This is a genomic window from Pseudoalteromonas sp. MMG013, from assembly GCF_018100885.1.
GTDB classification, from domain to species: Bacteria; Pseudomonadota; Gammaproteobacteria; order Enterobacterales; family Alteromonadaceae; genus Pseudoalteromonas; species Pseudoalteromonas aurantia.
This window is the reverse complement of the sequence record NZ_JAGJEE010000024.1, coordinates 21,889-44,714: the sequence shown is the minus strand read 5'-3', so window position 1 is coordinate 44,714 and position 22,826 is coordinate 21,889. Positions and strand designations below refer to the sequence as shown.

At 40.4% G+C, this 22,826-nt stretch carries 21 protein-coding genes; 12 read left to right on the top strand and 9 right to left on the bottom strand.

All coding sequences use genetic code 11. The annotated features are described in order from the left end of the window. The first annotated feature begins 2 nt into the window (after positions 1 to 2). Both J8L98_RS18240 and J8L98_RS18235 read left to right on the top strand, forming a co-directional pair. The gene (locus tag J8L98_RS18240) at positions 3 to 917 is read left to right on the top strand and encodes a GTP-binding protein (protein WP_210997609.1); all 915 of its coding nucleotides are present in this window, start codon (positions 3 to 5) and stop codon (positions 915 to 917) included. Between the two features lie 152 nt (positions 918 to 1,069). Next, positions 1,070 to 2,020: a nucleoside hydrolase gene (locus tag J8L98_RS18235; protein ID WP_210997608.1), complete on the top strand. Its 951-nt coding sequence runs from the start codon at positions 1,070 to 1,072 to the stop codon at positions 2,018 to 2,020. A 470-nt stretch (positions 2,021 to 2,490) separates the two neighbouring features. On the opposite strand, the gene J8L98_RS18230 is transcribed toward J8L98_RS18235, so the two are convergent. Then, positions 2,491 to 2,907 (bottom strand): methylated-DNA--[protein]-cysteine S-methyltransferase, encoded by a 417-nt coding sequence (locus J8L98_RS18230; protein ID WP_247682608.1) that lies wholly within the window; start codon positions 2,905 to 2,907, stop codon positions 2,491 to 2,493. Positions 2,908 to 3,291: 384 nt separating this feature from the next. On the opposite strand from J8L98_RS18230, the gene J8L98_RS18225 reads away from it, so the two are divergent. Further along, a complete protein-coding gene (locus J8L98_RS18225; RefSeq protein WP_210997606.1) occupies positions 3,292 to 3,624 on the top strand; it encodes a hypothetical protein in 333 nt (110 codons plus the stop codon). Here J8L98_RS18225 and J8L98_RS18220 read toward each other — a convergent pair. The 3 genes from J8L98_RS18220 to J8L98_RS18210 all read right to left on the bottom strand — a co-directional run bounded on the left by J8L98_RS18220 (position 3,608) and on the right by J8L98_RS18210 (position 8,217). Further along, positions 3,608 to 6,829 carry a carboxypeptidase-like regulatory domain-containing protein gene (locus J8L98_RS18220; protein WP_210997605.1) on the bottom strand — a complete coding sequence of 1,074 codons (3,222 nt, stop codon included), beginning with the start codon at positions 6,827 to 6,829 and terminating at the stop codon, positions 3,608 to 3,610. The genes J8L98_RS18225 and J8L98_RS18220 overlap by 17 nt on opposite strands. A gap of 13 nt (positions 6,830 to 6,842) precedes the next feature. Then, positions 6,843 to 7,607 (bottom strand): hypothetical protein, encoded by a 765-nt coding sequence (locus tag J8L98_RS18215; protein WP_210997604.1) that lies wholly within the window; start codon positions 7,605 to 7,607, stop codon positions 6,843 to 6,845. A gap of 103 nt (positions 7,608 to 7,710) precedes the next feature. Next, positions 7,711 to 8,217 carry a hypothetical protein gene (locus J8L98_RS18210; protein WP_210997603.1) on the bottom strand — a complete coding sequence of 169 codons (507 nt, stop codon included), beginning with the start codon at positions 8,215 to 8,217 and terminating at the stop codon, positions 7,711 to 7,713. A gap of 561 nt (positions 8,218 to 8,778) precedes the next feature. On the opposite strand from J8L98_RS18210, the gene J8L98_RS18205 reads away from it, so the two are divergent. Then, complete coding sequence (locus J8L98_RS18205; RefSeq protein ID WP_210997602.1) at positions 8,779 to 9,222, top strand: GNAT family N-acetyltransferase; 444 nt, start codon at positions 8,779 to 8,781, stop codon at positions 9,220 to 9,222. A gap of 92 nt (positions 9,223 to 9,314) precedes the next feature. Here J8L98_RS18205 and J8L98_RS18200 read toward each other — a convergent pair whose 3' ends face one another. Together J8L98_RS18200 and bioA are read right to left on the bottom strand one after the other, a co-directional pair. Further along, on the bottom strand, positions 9,315 to 10,652 hold the full coding sequence (locus J8L98_RS18200; protein ID WP_192507388.1) for a lysine 2,3-aminomutase: 1,338 nt from the start codon (positions 10,650 to 10,652) through the stop codon (positions 9,315 to 9,317). Between the two features lie 151 nt (positions 10,653 to 10,803). Beyond that, on the bottom strand, positions 10,804 to 12,093 hold the full coding sequence (gene bioA / locus J8L98_RS18195) for an adenosylmethionine--8-amino-7-oxononanoate transaminase (RefSeq protein ID WP_210997601.1): 1,290 nt from the start codon (positions 12,091 to 12,093) through the stop codon (positions 10,804 to 10,806). Positions 12,094 to 12,215: 122 nt separating this feature from the next. Here bioA and bioB point away from each other — a divergent pair, with 122 nt between their 5' ends. From bioB to bioD, 4 genes are read left to right on the top strand one after another with little or no spacing between them, the layout of a single operon-like run. Continuing rightward, a complete protein-coding gene (gene bioB / locus J8L98_RS18190; RefSeq protein ID WP_210997600.1) occupies positions 12,216 to 13,253 on the top strand; it encodes a biotin synthase BioB in 1,038 nt (345 codons plus the stop codon). Next, positions 13,253 to 14,386: an 8-amino-7-oxononanoate synthase gene (locus J8L98_RS18185; protein WP_210997599.1), complete on the top strand. Its 1,134-nt coding sequence runs from the start codon at positions 13,253 to 13,255 to the stop codon at positions 14,384 to 14,386. The genes bioB and J8L98_RS18185 overlap by 1 nt, the downstream gene beginning before the upstream one ends. Then, the gene (locus J8L98_RS18180) at positions 14,383 to 15,168 is read left to right on the top strand and encodes a methyltransferase domain-containing protein (RefSeq protein WP_210997598.1); all 786 of its coding nucleotides are present in this window, start codon (positions 14,383 to 14,385) and stop codon (positions 15,166 to 15,168) included. The genes J8L98_RS18185 and J8L98_RS18180 overlap by 4 nt, the downstream gene beginning before the upstream one ends. Continuing rightward, the gene (gene bioD, locus J8L98_RS18175; RefSeq protein WP_210997597.1) at positions 15,165 to 15,848 is read left to right on the top strand and encodes a dethiobiotin synthase; all 684 of its coding nucleotides are present in this window, start codon (positions 15,165 to 15,167) and stop codon (positions 15,846 to 15,848) included. Before J8L98_RS18180 ends, bioD begins: the two co-directional genes overlap by 4 nt. 70 nt (positions 15,849 to 15,918) lie before the next feature. Here bioD and J8L98_RS18170 read toward each other — a convergent pair whose 3' ends face one another. Then, complete coding sequence (locus J8L98_RS18170; RefSeq protein WP_210997596.1) at positions 15,919 to 17,430, bottom strand: hemolysin; 1,512 nt, start codon at positions 17,428 to 17,430, stop codon at positions 15,919 to 15,921. 204 nt (positions 17,431 to 17,634) lie between these two features. Beyond that, positions 17,635 to 17,835: a hypothetical protein gene (locus J8L98_RS18165; protein WP_192507395.1), complete on the bottom strand. Its 201-nt coding sequence runs from the start codon at positions 17,833 to 17,835 to the stop codon at positions 17,635 to 17,637. Between the two features lie 75 nt (positions 17,836 to 17,910). On the opposite strand from J8L98_RS18165, the gene J8L98_RS18160 reads away from it, so the two are divergent. Further along, positions 17,911 to 18,462: a GNAT family N-acetyltransferase gene (locus J8L98_RS18160; protein ID WP_210997595.1), complete on the top strand. Its 552-nt coding sequence runs from the start codon at positions 17,911 to 17,913 to the stop codon at positions 18,460 to 18,462. Here the strand turns inward: J8L98_RS18160 and J8L98_RS18155 are convergent. Next, positions 18,442 to 18,966, bottom strand: coding sequence for a TetR/AcrR family transcriptional regulator (locus J8L98_RS18155; RefSeq protein ID WP_192507397.1), 525 nt, complete (start codon positions 18,964 to 18,966; stop codon positions 18,442 to 18,444). The genes J8L98_RS18160 and J8L98_RS18155 overlap by 21 nt on opposite strands. A 412-nt stretch (positions 18,967 to 19,378) precedes the next feature. Here J8L98_RS18155 and J8L98_RS18150 point away from each other — a divergent pair, with 412 nt between their 5' ends. From J8L98_RS18150 to J8L98_RS18140, 3 genes are all read left to right on the top strand, one after another. After that, complete coding sequence (locus J8L98_RS18150) at positions 19,379 to 20,968, top strand: ABC-F family ATPase (RefSeq protein ID WP_210997628.1); 1,590 nt, start codon at positions 19,379 to 19,381, stop codon at positions 20,966 to 20,968. Positions 20,969 to 21,188: 220 nt separating this feature from the next. Continuing rightward, entirely contained in the window at positions 21,189 to 21,671 is a 483-nt protein-coding gene (purE, locus tag J8L98_RS18145) for a 5-(carboxyamino)imidazole ribonucleotide mutase (protein WP_192507398.1), read from the top strand. A 1-nt stretch (position 21,672) separates the two neighbouring features. Then, positions 21,673 to 22,821, top strand: a complete 1,149-nt coding sequence (locus tag J8L98_RS18140; protein ID WP_210997594.1) for a 5-(carboxyamino)imidazole ribonucleotide synthase — start codon at positions 21,673 to 21,675, stop codon at positions 22,819 to 22,821. Positions 22,822 to 22,826 lie beyond the last annotated feature (5 nt).

Below are 22,826 nucleotides of genomic sequence, written 5' to 3'. Positions count from 1 at the left end.
CTGTGGAAGCAATCGTTGTCATCGTCGGTTTCTTAGGTGCAGGGAAAACGACCCTTTTAAAAAACCTCATTAAGAGTGCGTTAGTGCAAAACTGGCAGCCATTTGTCATATTAAACGACTACGAAAACGCTAACTTAGATATTGATCAACTCAGTGATGATATTGACCCTAAGTCGTTAAAGTCATTGAGTGGAAGCTGTATTTGTTGCAGTGGTATATCTCAGTTACGAGATACGGTTAATCGGATCCCTAGTCGGCCAAAAGGTATTACGTTAATAGAAGCAAATGGCACCACCGATGCCTGTTCATTAATGGGGTTTTTAGGTGTGGGGATAGACGCAAGATTTTTACCGCCTATTCAATTGTCTGTTATTGATGTAAAAAACTGGCAGACACGAGGCGAACATAATGAGCTGGAAGCGAACCAAATTCAAGTATCTTCAATAATCGCTTTGGCGCATTTAGAGCAATTACCCTTAAGTAGAGTTGCTCAGGTGACTGCTGAAATTAAAGCCATTAACCCAAGTGCCACGATTTTACCCATCGACACACTGGATCTGTCACAATTACCTGAAGTTACGCCTATTGATAACGATATTAAAAAGCTCGCACATCACAAAGCGCATTGGGCTTCTTGCTCAACTGATTTACCTAATTTGCCTGTATATAGCTGCATTAAGGAAATATGTACGCTGTTGCCCAGTACTATTTTACGTGTGAAAGGGTGCACTCAAATAGCAAATGAAACACATTTTACATACTTTGAGCGCTGTCCTGATGGAGAAGTTTACGTAAGGCCATATAAAGGGTCACCCACGACTGGTGCAAAACTACTCACAATTGGGCCAGGGAGTGAAAAAAACGTATTAGAGGATGCGATTAAGCAAAGTTTACATTTGGTATCAGTAGAAGGGTAGTTCTGCGCTTTTAGTTAGAATAAACATTATTAAAATACTATTTGGAACGTTTTAATTGTGGGTGCAATTCGTTTAATTCTTGAGTATTATAAAGAGTGTAATAATCAACTTTATTGCCAAAATTAACAAGCATTAATAGTTAAGGGGATGTTATGAAAAAAATAATAATAGATACGGATCCGGGCATCGATGATGCTATGGCCATTTTTCTTGCTGACGCAAGTGATGCAGTTGATTTAATTGGAATAACAACAACGTTTGGTAATGCATCGATTGAAAATAGCACACGTAACGCACTTTATTTAAAGGATAAGTTCAGTTTAAAAGCAATCGTAGCACAAGGTGCTAATACTCCATTGGTACTGCCAGCCAGCCCTCCAGCGACGGTTGTGCATGGAGATAATGGGTTGGGTAATATTGTTATTCCGACTGAACAACAAAGCCAAGCGGTAAGTCAAACGGCCCATGACTATATTATAAATAGTGTTAAAGCGCATCCTCACGACATTACACTTGTTGCGATAGGTCGTTTAACTAATTTAGCACTAGCATTAAACAAGTCACCGGAAATTGCTTCGTTGGTCAAAGAAGTGATTATCATGGGGGGCGCTTTTGGCTTCAATGGACATTCAGGTAATTTGACACCGTTTGCCGAAGCAAATGTTTATGGCGACCCGCATGCGGCAGATATTGTTGTATCTGCTGATTGGCCTGTGACCATGGTCGGTTTAGATGTCACTCAGCAATCAATTATGACTAACGCATATATAAATAAACTTAAGTGTGAATCATCAAGGTATGGCGCATTCATTTCTGAAATATCAGCGTTTTACGCGCATTTTTATCATGCGGACTTAGGGTTGGATGGATTTTATGTACATGACTCATCGGCAATCGTGTATGCGATTGCACCTGAAATATTTACAACTGAACGAGGCAACATAAGAGTCGTTACTGAGGGGGTGGCAACAGGGCATACTTTATTTAAACAAAGCGATAGGCTATTTCCAATTGACGAGTGGAGCAATTATCCAAAGCAAACAATTTGTACTAATGTAGACAGCGAAGCATTATTAAATTTGTACATGAACAGTTTAACATAGTGCGCAAACAGGTTGATTTCGGGCGCGCGCAGGCTCTGTATTTTCCCACTCTGTTTAAATCCTATAAAAATAAGTAAGACGAAGGGATTCGCTTTACGTATAACAAATACTTGCCATGTACGTATATGTTACTAAAGCTAAGCTTAATCACCCATGAGGATCCGTTTTTAAGCGAGCGACAAAACTCGCGACGACTTTTAAAACACAGCTAATTGATAACCCAAATTATAAGAATGAATCTGCTTGGTATGATGCCGGAATATTGCTACTTATAGGCAACAAAGTATGTGTATTAATAGCAGATCATGCCGGTTTTTTTGCGCGCCAACAGAGCAAGATGCATTACTTGTTTTACAATTGTCACACTCAGATTATCGAATTGAGAATGGACTTGCTGAGTTTAAATAGGTAGAAATCGAACCTAGCAAAAACTGCGCACAACTGTAACGGGTGGATTGATATTCTTTAGGCTACAGTGGGTTGAAGAGATTATGCTCCAAATCAAGCAAACGTTTTTTTAATGATAAGCCTCCACCGTAGCCTACGAGGGACCCTGAAATGTCTAGAATCCGATGACAAGGTACGATGATAGCCAATGCATTTGCCCCGTTAGCATGGTGTATATTTTGGGTGGTGTACTTTGCTGGTAAGTGCTTAGCCAAATCGTCATATGTTGCAGTGCCGCCATAAGGAATACTGGTAAGTGTTTGCCACACAGACTGCTGAAAATCATTACCAACCATGCGTAAAGGAATATCAAAATGGCGGCGTTCGGCCATAAAATACTGCGTAAGTTGCTGCTCAGCTGCGGTTGTAATATCGTCACTTTTTTCTATGAAATCCGCATTGAGGGTATGCTTGATCCGCGTATCGATCGTGCGCCTCATCGCTCTATACCTGAAGTCACACAAACATAAGGTGTTGTCAAAGGAACCAAGAATAAACTCTGCGTAAGGGTGTTTAAAATATTGGATATTTATATTCTTCATTGACGTGATAAACCAAGCTGAGATCAGAGGTGGAACATATTATCTGCGATAATATCAATTAAATCAGATAGTAGGAAGTTCCTTTTGCCGTTCGGAAACGGTCTCACGATGCAGAAAAGTGTTAGTAATGCTAGTAATGCGTTTGTGTCTTTAGGTTTTACGTGTTTAGTGAGGTAGCTGCGGTACGTGTTGCGTTTAGTGCTGTAAATAGACGCGCTACACATTCGTTGAATGGTTGATGCTGCACTACACTTATAAGCATATAAACCCTGAGTTTTAACGATGCAACATAAATTATTGACCGCACTACTCATAAGCTTGCTTTTCACCTCATTAAATTTGCAAAAACGGGTTCATGCTACCAATCAAGGTTTTAAAGCGGGTGTCATTGCACAAACGTCATATTTTGATGCTCAGATAACTGTATTAGGCAGCTTTAGTATGTGTCGGGTGATTTCAGCGAAAAAACAAGATGAAATTAGATCTGCGTGTTATATAAAGGTAATAGAAAGCAATTGGGTTTTAGAGTCATTTGGGGCGCAGTGTGAAGTACATTGTTCTCAATTAGATAGCTTCAATAAAACACATAACGTGGTGTTTAATCCTCTGCAGTAACCTTTTCACGAGCATCTCGTAAACCTGAAATAACACCATGCCAACTGAGCTTTTCAACCTTTATTGGTGATTTGATTAATTGACTTGTATGTGGATCACATTGTTTACCCTTATTGCTATCATGTGGACCAGAAAGCACTTGAAAATTGGCTTTAGCGTTGCGATTTAATTTAAGAATAAAGAGGGGATCTATTGAGTTTATTAAAGCACGATTGAGTTGTTTTGCTGACCGGTAGCGTGCATATTCACAGAAAAAATAGCGGTGGTTGCTATCTTGATTAATTGTACCAAGGTTATGCCAGGTTTTAGCGTCATAGCGCCTTGCATCAACCATGAAACTGCCGAATAAGGATGGCACTGCGTATACTGAATTGATAGCCTGTTGCGCAAGCGCTTTAGAGGCGTATGATCCTGATACTAAATAGTAATTCATATTTAACTGATTATGATAAATGTGTAACGCATTGAGGGTATTTGGTGTGTTTTTTGCAACAATTAGCGCAGAAGAGAACTTTTTGAAAACACCGAGCTGTACAAAGTAGCTATTCTCAGAAATATCTTGTTTTGTCAGTATATGAGAGTGCTCTAGCGGCTCATGCTGTTCCAATAAAATGATATCTTTTAGGATCAGTGTGTCACCAGTTTTTGGTGTTATTATTTCATTAGGTAGGTTTTTAACTATTAAATTAGCAATGTTAAGCTGGTTAGACTCTATTTTAACCGTGTACTTACCGGCAGAAACATTGGAGAAAAAGTAGTATCCGTCATATTCTGAGATTGTCTCATATTGAATATCACCATTTACATCTAATAGCATAACAGACACCCCAGAAGCTGGCTTACTTGCATTTGAATTTGCAAAATAGAGTGTGCCTTCAACCTCATTGAAAACAGAGATGGGTACATTCACTCGACTAATGCCGCCACGGTGCGAGAGGGTTTTTATTTTACCATATGATGACTGATAGTATGGGTTGGAGAGTGAACGAACGTCGACTTCCAAAATTTGTCCTCCACTGCTGCTGGGTAACAGTATTCGACCATTATCATTGGTTTTTAGGTCTTTCCAGCGATAATTACCCGTTAAAATAGCATCAGAAACAGGTTGATCGTCGCTATCAAAGACTTGGTTATTATTCCAATCAACGAATGACAATACTTCAAGTTGCCCACTACTAAGTGCCCTAGGAGAGTCAAACTCAAATGTGTTTTCAACATGGTCAAAACTGAATGTACCGCTTAAACCAACCGATATTTGCCAATCATCTTCACTGTCGTATTGACCTGAAAAGTTAACATTAAAATCATGATGTCGATAAGTGTATTGATGCCCTAGCAATAATTTAGCATTGGCATTTGGGTTGAATGAGATTTGAGTTTGGTTGAAGCTATCTTGGGTTTGTGGCCACCGTAAATTGCTTCTGAAACTCTTCAATTTACGGTCATTTACTGGCAGCCAATCAACTGAATTTGTCCATCGCCAGCCTTTGAGATCAAGAGACCAATAAGCACGGTTTGTCAGCATATCTTGAGAGTCATCATACTGAAATTGACTCGACCAGGTGCCACCGAGGTAATTCTTATTGACGCCAAAAGAGGTAATATTACGTTCGGACTTGTTATTTCGATGTTCATTGAGCCAACGAAAGTCCCAATTAAGGTCACTTATCCATGATGACTTTCCATTAAGAGACACAGACATGCGCCTTTTAAGTAAGTGTTTTTGTTTTGAGAAAATAGCGCTGGTAAAGTTGTCGATTACACTCGCCTGTGCATTGATGTTAATGTCATGGTCCGTTAGACCAGTTATGATACCTCGATAACCGGTAAATAATGCGTGCCCAGCTGAGAGTTGTTTGGCAGCAATGACTTTGTAGCTGCCACTATCAGAAATTCCATTAATGCCCGCACTTATATAGCGATTAGGATGTTCGGCATTTAAGGCACTTATACTTGAGTCGAACGTGAGTTTGTCAGTTAAACCATATGAAAGGTTAGCATTTAAAGCGTGTTCAAAAGGCGTTGTACTAGACTGTTTATTACCGAATAAACTTTTTTGGGCATCTATCGCTTCAAGTTTATAGCTGAATTTACCTGGAGCAAGTGCATTTTCGCCCACGGTTACTTTTTGTTTCTTAGTGAGTTGTTCGCCTTGTGGGCCGAATAGTCTGATCTCAAATACGTTGTTACCATAGAAGGTTTCAATGTCTTCGAAGCGGACTACATTCTCATTCTGGGAAACTGATGACGCAATGTATTGCCCATTGCGGTAGAGTTCGGCTATCCAACCTGGGAGGGTGGGTTCCTCGATGGTTATGGTCGAGAAACTTTGCGATGTATTTGGATTTGTATTTGAGAAGGTAACGCCACGACCTTGAGTCGCAGACATGACCAGTGGATCTCTGCTAGATTGAATATCACCCACTTGATAATGGGTATTGATAAGTCGCTCATCACTATTAAATAAATCAATGTGTTTTTTAACTTTGAAAAAAGTACTGGTTTGATTCTTATTTTGGTTAAAGCGCAACTCGGCTTGATGTTCAAGTAAGTCAAAGTAACTGTTAAGTCTCACTAACCCTTTTGAGCGTTTTGTACGCGAGCTATAACCGGTATTTAATGCGTATTCAGTAATAGGGTAGGAAATTGTTTGGTATAAATCAGGCATACTGTGGTCAAATTGGATGGCCTTATTACGATAACTAACAGGTGTAGTTGTCGCGTTATTATTTTTAGCTTTTAAAAGCGAACTTGTAAAAGAAAGCTGCATGAGTGAGTAGTTAAATTTAGATTGAGTTTTTAATACGCTATTTAATATCTCGAGGTCAATATAATGATCAAAGTCGTCTTTTGCCCAAAGCCATGCGTTTTGAGCGCCCCCATTGTTGTGTAATACCGCTGAAAAGGGGTTGTCACTATGTTCTAGTTGGCCTATGAGCATGTTGTTTTTTATGGTTAATGTAATACCTAATGTTGTGCTCACCGAGTGTATTGGCATTAACAGTCGATTATCTTTTGTGTAGTACGCCTCCATATCGGATATGACCGAGCTGCCATTCAATTTAACATTGACGATGACAAAAGCGTCATCGTCAACAGTCCACTGATACAAAGGCTGTAACGGTTGTGCGTGTAATGGCAAACTAAAGAGAATACAGCCCACAATCACGATAAGCTGTAGTCTATATAATAATGTGTTGATCAAGTTGAAGTAGCGCCTAAAGTTGCATCGGTACTTCTAACTCAATAGAACCGCCATACTTATTATTCTCAATATATTGAATCGTGACCGGCCCTTGAACTGGCGTTTGTAGTGGGATGAACACTTTCCGTCTATTCAGTGGCGTATATACACCCACGTTTCTGATTTCACCTACAATTTGTTTGTCACTATCCAGTATTTTGAAATCACCGTATAAAGAGCGATTGCCTTGAAGAGTTTGCCATACCAACACATTCGAGCGGCCATTTTGTGTAACAAGTTGTGGATTGATAAGTTGAGAACTAACCTCTAGTTGACCATGCCTTACTATGACGGGGACACTATAGGCAACTTTGGGCTTGATACTGATCCCTGAGGCATTCGGGTCTTGAGATTCCGAGGCGATGATCCTTAAAACTGCTCTGTATTCACCATGCGCTAAGTCGGCTTTTTTACGAACCGTCATTCGAATAGCTTGTACTTCTTTAGCTGCAATTTGGCCTCTTCTTGGAGAAAATCTGAGCATGCCTTTGGCGGAGCGTCCTGTAACTTCAGACAGTGGTACATCAATGAGTGCGCCGTCTTCCGTCATATCTTTATGCGTAAGTACTAATCTAAAATCTAACGTTTTACCAGATGTATTCCTGATCATAAGAGAATTATTTTTTGTACGATTATCAAAATATAAACGGTATTCCGATAGTGCTAAATTGGCGAATACCTTACTGGAGAATACTAATGATAAAACGAGCACAAGAGCGATGTGTTTTTTGCAGGTCATAATACAGCTTACAGACTAAAAAAAAGAAATGAACTTGCGGAGTGATATTCCACAAGTTCGAATGAGGAAAAATTATTTAACCCATTGAATAAAGGTCATAAATTTATTGAAATGACACATCTACAGTATAGTCTACGTCATAGTCACCACCAGCCGTTAGTGCTGTATCAACCGTCATTTGACCGTATACATTGATAGTAATATCAGACGCAGAACCATCAGTTGTGAATGCACTTGCAACGCCATCCGCAGTGGTTTCCGTTGATGTACCGTCAGTTGCGGTCGTTGCTGGTGCAAAAGTTAAATTGGCGCTTGAACTACCTGAAACGGTAATATTCATTGCCGAGTTTGGTGCTAAACCCGACACTGTAATACCACCAAGTTGAATATTTGCATCAGATGCATCACAGTCGCCGGTTACCGCCCCTGCGTTATCCATGGTACAGGCAGACCCTGCAGCAAGACGAATCTTACCGAAATGTAGCGCATTTGTTTCTGCAAATGTGGGTTCACTCCAACCATTGATGCTGGCTTGAAATGTTTGGTTAGACGCAAGTAAAGATGTTGATGATAGTGCGAGTACTGCAGATAAAAGTAGTTTGTTATTCATATTGATTACCACAATGATTGTTGTTCTTAAAATACACCTCCATGTAGCAAACTTATTGTTATTAAAAGAATAAGTTTTTGAGTCCTTGAAAAGCAATTTAAACATAGTTTGATTCAGATCAAAAATACTTTATTTTCACATGTTGACATTTCCTGCAATAAAAATGTAACAAACCAAGTTACATAAACCCATGCCATTTACCTAACTAATTGTTTGTAGGTAAATAAATACATTCACAGTATGCAAAAATTTAATGTTGTTTTTATTACAATAAAGTTTATTTGTTTTTAATATTTATTGAGAAAGGTTAAATAATTAGCAGTTAAATAGGTACTCTGAGCCAAATTTAGTCTTGGCTTAATTCATTTGGGTGGATTTTCTTTCCTTTATATAAACAACGTTTAATGAAGCAAATCATGCGGCCAAAAATAAGTAACGGGGGAGTAGATGGTTGACGCACTAGTAAATTTTATTTATGGTCAAAATTTAGGGACAAATGTACTGTGAGGTGGTGTCTAATAAGCCGTTTCATAGTGATAGAACGATAAATCAGTGGCGGTTATGATCAGATTAGCAAATATAAATGATTTAATTGGTGTATTGGGGTTGTATGAGGAGCTTAGGCCACATGATCCAGTACTTAAACCGGAAGTTATGAAAAAGAAATGGGCGGAATTAATAGATGATGAGCATTCCCATATAATTGTTGCAGAAGCAGGGAGGAAGATAGCCGCAACGTGTGCGTTAGGTTTAAATAGAAGCATTGCAAATGGTGGAAAACCATTTGCAATCATAGAACATGTAATCACAGGAAGTGAGTTTCGTAGACAAGGGTTAAGTCGTCAGGTATTAGAATATGCTGTTGCGTTGGCATGGCAGCTAGGTTGTTGTAAAGTGATGCTATTATCGGGTGAAAAATTAACTGCGGCGCACCGTGTTTATGAGTCTGTAGGGTTCAAAAGTGGTATTGAGAAAGGGTTTGTCATTAAGCCTGATGGCACGTGAGCAAAAATGTATGTTGATTTACAAAGCCGATAAAATTGAAACTGCTATTTAATCGGCTTTGTAATGCATCTGTTTAATGTATATATAAATATTTACATTGCGTCGTATTCATCTTGCCAGAAGAATTTTTCTTCTCCAAACGCGGGGACTAAGCCATCAAGCCAAGTGGCTTTCTCGTCGTATTTTGCAAAGAAAGGCCGCTGTACCCAATCAGGGTTTCTGGCTTGAATAAAGCGTAAAACAAATACTTTCTCACCGTTTATTTCACTGACACCTGATACCTCTACTTTACCGGGCCCAGCGCTCATTGATGGGCCTCTCACAGTTCTACTTACGCCAGATACTTCTTTATATGCCTCACGGAATATTTCCCAGTTTTTATAAAGAGGCAACTCAAAGTAACGCTTGGCACCGGTATCACGCTCAATGAACATATAATAAGGGATCATGCCCATTTGAGTTTGTTCTTTCCACATTTCAGACCACATTTTAGGGTCTGTATTGATGTTGTTCAGAAGAGGGGCTTGGGTTCTTATTTGGGCACCAGTTTGACGGATCAAACGGATGGCTTCTTTAGTTACTTCGGTACGCAACTCTTGCTTATGGTTGATATGCGCCATGATCGATACATGTTTGCCTGCATCAACCAGCTCCTTAAGAAGCGCGAGTAACTCTTGTGCATCTGGATCAGTAACGTAACGGAATGGCCAGAACGTTAAAGATTTAGTACCAATACGAATAGTGCGAATATGATCAAAGCGGGGTTCTTTTAATGCTTCTAAATATTTACGCAATTTAACGGTACGCATTACCATCGGATCACCACCGGTCATAAGTAAATCAGTGACTTCGGTGTGTTCTGCAAGATAATTATGTAACAGTTCTTCATCATTATTGTTGAATCGAGTTGCTTTGCCTACAAATTGGGCCCAGCGGAAACAAAAAGTACAATAAGAATGACAATATTGACCTTGAGAAGGGAAAAATAAGACGGTTTCTTTGTATTTATGCTGAATACCGTCAACCCGTTCGCCTTCGTATTCAGGTACGTTTTTTTCCATTTGCCCCGCAGGGTGTGCGTTGAACTTTTGGCGAAGTTCTGTGGCAAGATTAAACACATCTTCAGGAGTATGATCGCCTTGCAACAAAGCAGCCATTTCATCATAAGATTCATCATCAAGCATACCACGTTGAGGGAAGGTAAGCTGAAATACTGGATCGTTGGGCACCTTGTCCCAATCTATTAATTCCTCGATAACAAAATTGTTTACCCGAAATGGGAAGACGTTAGCCACAACTTTCATTTCAAAACGAAGGTGCTCTGGTAGTTTGTCTAGCTGTTCAATCTTGTCGATTTGACGATGTTGATAAACGGTAAATCGAGGCGCTTTATACGCTTCGACTGGCTGCAATTTGACGGTTTGATGCATATTTGCCCTTTTAAGCTTGCTAGATTCAAAAAGGGCGTAGTCTATCATCTTTAGGAACAAATTTCAGTGTAAATACTAGAATTTGCAATAATTTGATAAACTGGGTTAAGTCAATAAAACCGTTAGCCCTATTCCCTTAGAGCATAGTCTTTTAATACTGTTGTTGCTCTAAAGCAGTATAAATACCATTACATAGGGCGTGAATTTGTTGGTTTGACGTAATGTAAGGAGGCATAATATAAATTAACTTGCCAAAAGGTCTGATCCATAGTCCTTGGTCTATAAAGTATCGCTGAATTTTGGCAACATTGACGGTGTGCTTTACTTCCACCACACCTATAGCTCCGAGTATTCTCACATTTTCTACTGCGTCGAGTTCTTCACACAAACGAAGATGTTGCATTGCACCAAATAACCTCGTTACTTGCGCTTCCCAGTTATTTTCAAATAATAAATCAATGCTTGCTGACGCCACAGCACAGGCTAATGGGTTGCCCATAAATGTGGGTCCATGCATAAGTACACCGGCATTGCCTTTACTTATTTCGGTGGCGACATGGTTTGTGGTAAGTGTTGCAGATAGTGTCATGGTTCCACCGGTTAAGGCTTTGCCTATGCACAGTATGTCTGGACTTATGTTCGCATGTTCACAAGCAAACAATTTCCCTGTACGGCCAAAACCTGTTGCTATTTCATCGAGGATCAATAACACATTATATTTATCACAGAGTATGCGTAGCTCTTTTAAATAAGCAGGGTGGTAGAAATTCATGCCGCCTGCATTTTGAACTATAGGCTCGATAATGAACGCCGCGACTTCATGATGATGTAACTTAAAGCTATTTTCTAATTCTACTAATTCATCATGATTAATATTACCGCCAAATGATGATGCTGGTGCCGGCACAAAAACATGTTCTGGTAAAAAACCTTGGTACATACTGTGCATTGAATTAACGGGATCACATACGCTCATTGCCGCAAAGGTATCTCCATGGTAACCCTTTCTTGCCGTCATTAGTTTCGTTTTATGTTGCGTCCCTTGACTCATCCAAAATTGTAGCGCCATTTTAATAGCCACTTCAACACTGACCGAGCCACTATCAGCCAAAAATACTTTTTGTAATGGCTCTGGCGTTATGTGGATTAACTTTTTGCATAAATTGATCGCTGGCGCATGCGTAATACTACCGAACATGACATGGCTCATAGACTGCGCTTGTTCAGTGATGGCTTGCACAAGTTTTGGGTGATTATAGCCGTGAATCGCACTCCACCAAGATGCCATGCCATCGATGAGTTGTTCTCCAGTTTCTAAATATATATGTGCGGCATCCGTATGACTCACCGGGTAAACGGGGAGTGGGTCAATCATGGATGTATAAGGATGCCAAATATGCTCTTTGTCAAAATCTAAATCAACTGCGTTATTTTCACTCACTTGTAAACCCTGCTGCTTGCTTTGTCGTTGACAATACTACGTCACTCAGTAGACTAAGCCAATCACCGTCAAGTTAAGTGCACATAATTTAGACACTTGCTACAAGAATAAAGAGAAACAATATGATCACAGTTCGCCACGATTGGACTCATAAAGAAGTAAAAGCACTATTTGAAATGCCATTTAATGATTTACTATTTAGGGCTGCAAGTATTCATCGCGAAAATTTTAATCCCAATGAAGTGCAAATCTCAACCTTGCTATCAATAAAAACAGGGGCGTGCCCTGAAGATTGTAAATACTGCCCTCAGTCAGGTCATTATAAAACAGACCTTGAACGTGAACGTTTGATGGAAGTTGAGAAAGTGGTGGAGCAAGCGCGTTTAGCTAAGAATAAAGGTGCAACGCGTTTTTGTATGGGTGCTGCATGGTCAGATCCTAAAGACCGTGATATGCCATATATAGAGAAAATGGTTAAAGAAGTTAAAGAGTTGGGTTTAGAAACCTGCATGACATTAGGCATGCTAGACAATGATAAGGCTCACTCGCTTAAAAACGCTGGGCTAGATTACTACAACCACAATTTAGATACTTCACCAGAATATTACCAGCAAATAATAACAACCCGCACTTATCAAGACAGACTTGATACCATTGACCATGTACGCGATGCAGGCATGAAAGTATGCTCTGGTGGTATCGTTGGTATGGGTGAGCAAGCGTCTGACCGTTTCGGCTTACTAATTCAATTAGCGAATTTAGACCAACAACCAGAAAGTGTACCAATTAACATGCTGGTTAAAGTTAAAGGGACGCCACTGGAAGATGTGGATGATTTAGATCATTTCGAATTTATTCGCACAATTGCAGTAGCGCGCATTATGATGCCATTTAGTTACGTACGACTCTCTGCAGGTCGCACGGCAATGAATGAGCAAATGCAGTCAATGTGTTTCTTCGCTGGTGCCAATTCAATATTTTATGGTGACAAACTGCTGACTACTGAAAATCCTGAAGCGGATGCAGATATGAACTTACTGAAAAAATTAGGAATGAAGCCTGAAGAACGTCATGATTATTCTGATGAAGCTTATGAGGCATCTCTATCTTCAGCCATCGCTGATAAAGCAACCTCAGAGCTATTTTACGAAGCAAATTAATGGCGTTTGATTTTATTCAGCACAGTATCGAGCAACGACGTACTAAGTCGTTGCTACGCCGTCGTATATGTATACAAAGCAGTGATGCAAGGTATATTAACGTTGACTCAAAACGTTACTTGAACTTTGCCAGCAATGATTATTTAGGCTTAGGTGGCCCGGTTTTGGCTAACGACGTATTATCGGGGAGCCGAAGTTCTTCATTAGTAACGGGATATTTAGATGTTCATAAAAAGCTAGAGCATGCTTTATGTCAATTGCTGGGTTACGATGATGCAATGTTATTTAGCAGTGGGTTTAGCGCGAATAGCAGTGTATTAAAAGCGCTTTTTAATGAACAATCAGTTGCAAAAGACAGTGCTATTTTTCAAGACAAGCTCAATCATGCCAGTTTAATTGATGGCGCATCGCACAGTGATGCAAGGCACATTCGATTTAATCACAATGATATGAATCACTTGCGAGCACGGTTAGAAAAAAGTAACGCATTAAATAAGTTAATCGTGAGTGAAGGGGTGTTTTCAATGGATGGTGATAGCGCGCCATTAGCGCAGTTACATGCATTAAAGCAGCAGCACAATGCTTGGTTAATGATTGATGATGCGCACGCTTTTGGTATTACCGGGAAGCAGGGACTAGGTAGTGCACAAACACAGAATAAACCGGACATATTAGTGATCACATTTGGTAAAGCAATGGCTTGCCAAGGCGCTGCAGTATTGGCTAGCCATGATGTTATTGACTATCTAGTACAGGTAAATAGGGATTACATATACTCTACCGCAATGTCGCCAGTCATGGCACATAGTGCGTTACAACAGTTAGATAAAGTGATTAATGCAGATGACGCGCGGACTCAGCTACAACAAAATATTGCGCTATTTCAACAGTTATGTGCAAACGTAAATATCCCTTTGTTGACATCGAACACACCAATACAACCTATTGTGTTAGGATCCGCTGAGAATGCTTTAAACGCTCAGAGAAAGCTTAAACAACATAATATTTGGCTTACGGCCATTAGGCCACCGACGGTACCTCACAATACGGCACGGCTTAGAGTTACCTTAACAGCAGCCCACAAAAGTGATGATATACACTATTTAGTACAAGTTTTGGGGGAGGTATTATGAACCGCCACTCACCAAAAAGCAGTGTAATGTCAGATGCTATTAAACAACACACGGCAGAATGCTTCTCTAAAGCGGCTGATAATTATGGTAAATATGCAAAAGTACAAACAAAAGCAGCGGCATTATTATTCACTAAGTTGCGTTTAAGTAATCGGTATATACTAGACTTGGGGGCGGGGCCACTATTACACCATGATATATTAGCAGCCCGGGCCGCCGATGTAGTACATATGGATTTGAGTCATGCCATGTTAATGCAGGGGCCAAATATGACAGGACGTGTGTGCGCTGATATGGATGCTTTGCCATTTCAATCTGAAACTTTTGACGCGGTGTTTTCAAATTTTGCAATTCAATGGAGTCAGTCCCCAGCTCAGTTGTTTACAGAATTGGCGAGAGTGTGTAAGTCAGGAGGGCAAGTTGTCCTATCATCTGTATTAACTGGTTCGCTAAATGAGATAGCGGTAGCATGGCAGGCAAATGATTGTGAAACACATGTTAATCACTTTTTGACTTTATCGGCACTGATTGGGTATGCAGCAGAGGCTGGCTTCGACATTGGCAGTGCTAAGCAAATTGCGTTGGTAGACGAGTATCCTGATGCGAAAGCAGCAATACAATCAATCAAACATATTGGGGCAAATAAGTTACAAGGTAGCCGAGAAAAGAAAGGCTTGATGGGGCGAAAAGCGTACAGAAAAGTACTTGATGGGTATCCAATTACAGATAGCTGTGCGCCTGTGACCTACCAAGTCGCACTATTGGAGTTATTCAAACGATGAGCGCATTTTTTATTACAGGTACAGATACTGAGGTTGGAAAAACCTACGTAACCTCTTTGTTACTGAAGTTTTTAGCCAAGCACAAGCGGAAAGCTTTGGGCTTTAAACCCATAGCAGCAGGGGCTGAGGAAGCTTTTGGCCAATTAGTCAACGAAGATGCACTCAGCCTAATGGAATGTGCGTCGGTACACGGTAAATATGAGCAAATAAATCCTATTTGTTTTGCCCCTCCAATTGCACCACATATTGCTGCAAAACGGGCTGGTGTTGAAGTTTCTGTTCAAGTCTTGCGCAAGCATTATCTCGCATTAGATGACCTGGGTGCTGAATTTAGACTCGTGGAAGGTGCTGGCGGTTGGGCGTTACCAATCAATGATACACAATACCTTTACGACTGGGTAATTGCTGAGCAATTACCTGTCATACTGGTCGTAGGTATGAAACTTGGCTGCCTTAACCATACACTTTTGACGATGCAAGTATTGCAATCTCAAGGCGTAAAGTGTGTGGGTTGGATTGCCAATCAGATTGATAGAGATATGGCTGAGTTTGACGAAAATTTAGCGTCTCTTCGACAGCGAATAAGCGCTCCCTTACTAGCTGTTGCGCCTTACACAGAAGAAACCCCTACCTTGCAGATCCATGCTGCATTGACCAACTTATTTGGTATTGATCTTTAAATACATAAAAAGCCAAAGTGAAAGGTTCACTTTGGCTTTGCGTGCTACAGGTTGGAGATAGTACTGAAGCTTAATTACACCCTTTTTGTACAGTTTGAGTTGACACTCTAACTACAAAGTCATTGTAATCACTATCGTTTTGATCTTCCCAATACTGGATGTTACCACTTTGCCTCATATTAGTCGTTAATTGGCCACTGTTACCATTGATGGCCATAACGTATGAGATTGAGCTCGATTGCAATACATCATAGCTGCCATTTGCACCATACTCATCAAGCAGTTTGACATAACTGCCATTCACTTTTATACCCCAATCATTGTTGAATAAGGAGCTCTCGGAAACGAATTGATAATTAATACGTGTGTAATTTACAGGCGTGCATGGAGCGTCATCATTAACAATCGTGCCACCGGCACTGCTTTGGCCAGAAATGCCTGATTGTGCAACAGCATTAACGGTTAGCGTTTTATCAGCGCTATGTACAGTGTTATCAATTGTTTGAATAGAGACGGTGGCATTTGTTTGACCAGACGGAATTGTCACGGATGCCGTTGATAATGTGTAATCACTTGGTGATGTTGTCCCATCAGTTACCGACAATGCAACCGTAATATCTTCAGTAAATGTTGTACTTATTGTTGCATTGTATGTCAGTGTTCCACCTTCGACAACCGAGTCTGTGACGGGTTGAAGTGAAAAAGTGGGTTTAGGAGCCGTGCCGCATTGCACGTTGGTGTAGCATGCAACAGGTTGATTAGTATTTGTTGCTAGATCATTTAATCTAACGGGCACAGTGGCAAGCAAGCAAGTTGACCCTGTATTAGGCTCCAACATATATATTTGCGACTTATTAGCGTGCCCATGATCGTTAATGAGTGTCCGACTGATCACCACATCGCCTGCTTGATTAAGGGTTGCGCCTGTAACTGAAGTTAAGCCGTGATTAGAAAGCAAAGTGAGTGCATAGGTACTGCGGTTGATTTCGTAGGTTGAGCTTGACGTAACGAGCAGCAGTTGACTGCCTTTAATTACTAAGTCACCACGATACTTACCTGATAGGTTACCTAAACTCGCAAGTTCGGTTGCCTCACCAGTTTGCTTGTCTATTTGATACAGCTTACTGTAGCTGCTGGCGAGTAAAGTATCATTCTGATTATCATAAACCATGCCTATGACTGATTTTGTTGTACCAACAATAGTATGGCTTTGGCTTGTAAAGTCATAATAAGCTAACTTTGTTGATTTGTACCTTTTTCCTTTAATTGGTAGGTGTGCAAGTTCATCGGCGCTAATCGACAGGGCACTCACGTCAACCTCATACTCTGTTGGGCGCGGAGAGGCGACATAATACATTCGGTTATTGCTGTTATCATAGGCGAGTGCACTAGAGCTGAACTTAGCTATTGATTTAGCTTGTGCTGATTGGACTTCCTCATTGAGGCTGAAGAGTAGACCTAAATCTCCGCGCCCGGCATTGATCCCATAGAGTTCCCCTAGGCATTCGTTTGCATAGCTCGGAGCGCAAATACCAATAGCTATGAGTGATAGTGCAGGCATGGTTAATGAAGTTTTTGTCATGGTGTAGTATCCAAGGTAGTTCATCCTGAACAACTAATACAACACAAAGTAATGTCACACCCGGTCCATATCGCAGGTGTGATTTCTTAATCCTTTGAGGCGAGTGCTTCCGTTATTGACTTTGCAATCTGAGGTTATTATCTACACTTAAAAACATTTTATCAACATTTATTTGGTACTAAAGGGTTGGTTTTTTTGTGGGGTTTACGCTTTGTTGTTCATTTTTATATAGTTAGGTAATAGCTCTTCGACAATTTTTTTTGCACTAATGGTATAGCGGACTCCATTAAACATAACGGAAGTTTGTTCATCAATACCTGTTATTCCGGTTAGTGTCCAACCTTCTCCGCGTTCAGGGCAGTAGACTTTCGTTGTGGGTTGAATCACTTTAAACTCTTCAGACATTATATTTCCTAGATGGACTGATTTTGCGCAGATAGTTTATACTAATTATAGAATTTTCCAATCTATGTAGCTCCGATGGTATTACAAACCACCCGTTTATTTTTAAGGCCTATCTCGCATCGAGATACAGATGCCCTGTTGCGGTTACTTAATGAGCCATTGATCGCTCAGTATAATGATTATGGGCAAACAGTGAGCCGTGATGAAGCAAAATCATTGATCCAATGGGATCTTGAGCAAGCTTATCAGGGAACAGGTACGCGCTTTGTTATTATTAATAAAATATCAAATGAATTTATAGGCACATTAGGCGTTTATGACCATGATATTATTAAAAAGCATTGCTTTTTAGGTTTCGAGCTTGCGCCATCTGAATGGGGAAAAGGTATTATGCGTGAAGCACTCGAGTGCCTATTTAACTATTTAGTTGAAAACATCGCACAGAATGCGCTTCCTTTGCTGGTAAGAGCAAAAGTTGAGAGTTTAAATAAGAACTGCATAAAACTATTAACACGCTTGATGTTTACGCAATCGAACGTAAATGAATATATCATGCTCTTAGAAGCTGCAGATCCGAATGCTATGTACGAGCAGGTAGCAGATACATTACTTTTGGATCAAATGTAATTTATTGCTGAGAGTACGGACCATCTCCTGTGCAGTGGTATTGTCGTCACATAACCCTTGTAATAAAGTCATGAAATAGCAATCCATCATGACGTTTGCCTGTGTCGCATCGTATTGCTGTTCGGAATATAGCATTAATTTAAATGCGTTCAATTGATCTAGAAAATACGCTTGTTGCCATAAAATGCAAACCACTAGCTCTTTACTAAACTCTTTATTTTCTAAATAAAAGGCATACAAATATTTGGCATAATGGCGAAGCTTTAATCTGGGTGTATGGTGCGTATCTGTTTCTGCCGCCTCCTGTATTACCGAGTCTATTTTGCGATACATTGCGACTTTCAGTATGTCGGCTTTTGACGGGAAATGGCTAAACACCGTGCCAGTTGCTACACCAGCATATTGTGAAATTTGCCGAGTTGTGGTGTCGTGGTACCCATACTCGTTAAATAGGTCCCAGCTTGCGTTTAAAATTGCAGAGTATGTTTTTTCTCTTTTATTCATAATAGTCCCTATCCGAAGAAGCAAATATCTTAGCACTATTTTTATACAAACACATAAAATGCTTATTTTATGAGCGCACTCAACTATGTTTATGAGTGCGCTCAATTTAAAGTAACGTGCTGTGTCTCAGATATTTGGACATGGACTATTTTCAGTTATTTACTTTCATCCATTGCGATTACGCTCGCTATTAGAAGGAGGTGCTATGCCCAGCAGGTATGTTGCTACTCTTTTTTAATATCGGTATTTAATTGCTGTGGAACGCTGGAGAATGGTTGAACCCCAATAAAAAATACATTTAGAAAGCATAAAGCAAGTACTTCACTATGAACTTTCGTGGTTTTACGCGCGCGTTTAGTTTAAAATCAAGCACTGATAAAATGTAAATTCAGATAATCCTGAGGAGCCTGTTATTTTAAGCGCAGCTAACGTCACCATGCAGTTTGGTGCAAAACCATTATTCGAAAATATCTCTGTAAAATTTGGAGATGGCAATCGCTATGGCCTTATCGGTGCAAACGGTTGTGGTAAATCTACATTAATGAAGATCCTTGGTGGCGAACTTGAAGCCAGCGCTGGTAACGTAAGTGTGTCACCTAACACCCGTCTAGCTAAATTAAATCAGGACCAATTTGCTTACGAAGAGTACTCCGTTGTTGACACGGTTATTATGGGTCACAAAGAACTCTGGAGCATAAAAGCAGAACGAGATCGTATTTACTCATTACCAGAGATGAGTGAAGAAGACGGGATGAAGGTCGCAGATCTTGAAACGGAATTTGCAGAAATGGATGGTTACTCCGCCGAAGCTAAAGCAGGTGAATTGCTGTTAGGTGTGGGGATTCCAACTGAGCAACACTATGGTTTAATGTCTGAAGTTGCGCCTGGTTTTAAACTGCGAGTGCTGTTAGCGCAGGTGTTGTTTGCTGATCCAGATATCATGCTGCTAGACGAACCAACCAACAACTTAGATATCTATACTATCAAGTGGTTGGAAGACGTTTTAAATCAACGTGATTGCACTATGCTTATTATTTCCCACGATCGGCATTTCTTAAATTCAGTGTGTACACATATGGCTGACATAGATTATGGTGAGTTACGTGTTTATCCGGGCAATTATGACGAATATATGTTCGCGGCAACACAAGCACGTGAAAAACTACTCAGTGAAAATGCCAAGAAAAAGGCGCAAATTGCGGAGCTACAACAGTTTGTATCACGCTTTTCTGCCAATGCATCGAAAGCTAAACAGGCGACTTCTCGAGCTAAACAAATAGATAAAATTCAGCTAGATGATGTTAAAGCATCATCTCGTCAGTCACCGTTCATCCGTTTTGAACAGTCAAAACAACTTTTCAGAAACGCACTTGAACTTAATAACGTTGGCCAAGGCTATGATGAATTATTATTTTCAGGGCTTGAAGGGTTAGTTGAAGTAGGTGAACGCATCGCGATCATTGGTGAGAATGGGGTTGGTAAATCAACACTATTGCATTCTTTTGCTGGTAGACTTGGCCTAAAAGAAGGTGACTTTAAATGGTCTGAAAATGCCAATATTGGTTATTATGCGCAAGATCATGCTGATGAATTTGACAAAGATATGACCGTCTTTGAGTGGATGGAGCAATGGCAGCAAGAAGGGGACGACGAGCAAGTTATTCGCAGTTATTTAGGTCGCATGCTGTTCTCTCAAAATGACATTAAGAAGTCGGTGAAAGTGCTTTCAGGTGGTGAACAAGGTCGTATGCTTTTTGGTAAGTTAATGATGTTCAAACACAACATGTTATTGATGGATGAACCAACAAACCACATGGACATGGAGTCAATTGAAGCATTAAACTTAGCGTTAGAGCAGTACGAAGGCACGTTATTTTTTGTATCTCACGATCGACAGTTCGTATCATCACTTGCGACCCGAATTTGGGAGATAAAAGACGGGAAAGTAATTGACTTTAGAGGTAGTTACGAAGAGTACCTTGCATCACAAGAACTGGCATAACTTAATCAACCGCGCTGTAGAGTGCGGTTTTTTATTACGCGCTTTATTGTCGTTTTTAATATCAAAGGCTGTATATCACAAAGCGGTAATAAAAATGGTATTAGCATCGCACTTAGGTATAATACCGCGCAAAAATTAACATAGTTTTGATTACCCCAACATACATTCAAAACTGTGATTTATATTGTATCGTTTAACTTACTATTACCGAGGATTTACTATGACGGTTGGCATTATTATGGGTTCAAAATCAGATTGGCCTACCATGCAGCATACAGCAGATATGTTAGACAAATTTGGCATTGCGTATGAAACGAAAGTTGTTTCAGCGCACCGGACTCCTCAATTATTGGCTGACTATGCATCCACTGCTGCTGAGCGTGGTATTAAAGTCATTATCGCAGGCGCAGGTGGTGCTGCACACCTTCCGGGTATGGCTGCTGCTTTTACGAGTTTACCCGTATTAGGCGTTCCCGTTAAATCTAAAACATTAAACGGAGTTGACTCATTACTTTCTATTTGTCAAATGCCAAAAGGTGTTGCTGTTGGTACCCTTGCCATAGGTGATGCAGGTGCTGCTAATGCTGGATTGCTTGCTGCGCAAATTTTGGGTTGTCAGCAACCGGAGATTTTCGAAAAAGTTGAAGCGTTCCGCAAAGCGCAAACGGAAACAATTCTAGCTAACCCGAATCCAGCTGAATAATATGAATATATTAGTTTTAGGGTCAGGGCAGTTAGCGCGGATGATGAGTTTATCTGCGACGCATTTAGATTTACATGTGTTAGCGTATGACGTTAGCACTAAAAAGGTCGTTAATCCGGTTACCGGTCAGCTTAGTGAGCAATCGTTATCACAGGCGATTGCATCAAGTTGCGCAATCACGGCTGAGTTTGAGCATATCCCTCATGATGTTCTTGAACAATGTTCACTCAGCGGGAAGTTTTATCCAGGTGCGCAAGCCATAGCGACTGGCGGTGATCGAGCCAAAGAGAAAGCGTTACTTGATAAAGCAGCAGTGAAATGTGCGCCTTATAAATTGATCACCGAAAAACAGCACTTTTTAGATGCCGTAGAACAATTGGCTTTGCCTATGGTTGTCAAAACGTGTCAAGCCGGTTATGACGGTAAAGGGCAGTGGCGTGTTAAATCAGTCGAGGATATTGAGTCAATCTGGCTAGAAATGGCTGAGTTTTTATCGACAGGTACAACACTGAATCCACATTCTATTATTGCTGAGAAAATGATCCCATTTGATCGTGAAGTATCGATTATTGGTGTTCGTGATCGTAACGGACAGTGTAAAATCTATCCATTGACTGAAAATCAACATACGGATGGTGTGTTGACCTTGTCGATTGCAGGTAAAGAGAAAAATGATATTCAGCAACAAGCTGAAGATGCTTTTAATGCATTGGCCAATTCGCTTAATTATGTGGGTGTTTTAGCCATCGAGTTTTTTGATGTACAAGGGGAACTGCTGGTTAACGAAATTGCGCCACGTGTTCATAATTCAGGGCATTGGACACAACAGGGCTGTCATACAAGTCAATTTGAGAACCATATGCGTGCAATTTCTGGATTGCCGTTGGGTTCGACTTCCTTGATTAGGCCGACAGCGATGATTAATGTGTTGGGTCAGCAAAGCATTCCGGGTACGGTATTAACCGTCGATGGCGTGACGAGTCATTGGTACGGTAAAACTGCGAAGCCTGGTCGAAAAATGGGGCACATTAATGTGTCAGCTAACTCGCTGCATGAGTTGGGAGAAAAGCTAGGTGAACTTGCAGAATTTCTGCCAGAGGAGTACTACCCTGGTGTACTCGCGACTGGGCACCAACTTATACTAAATTAACCAAT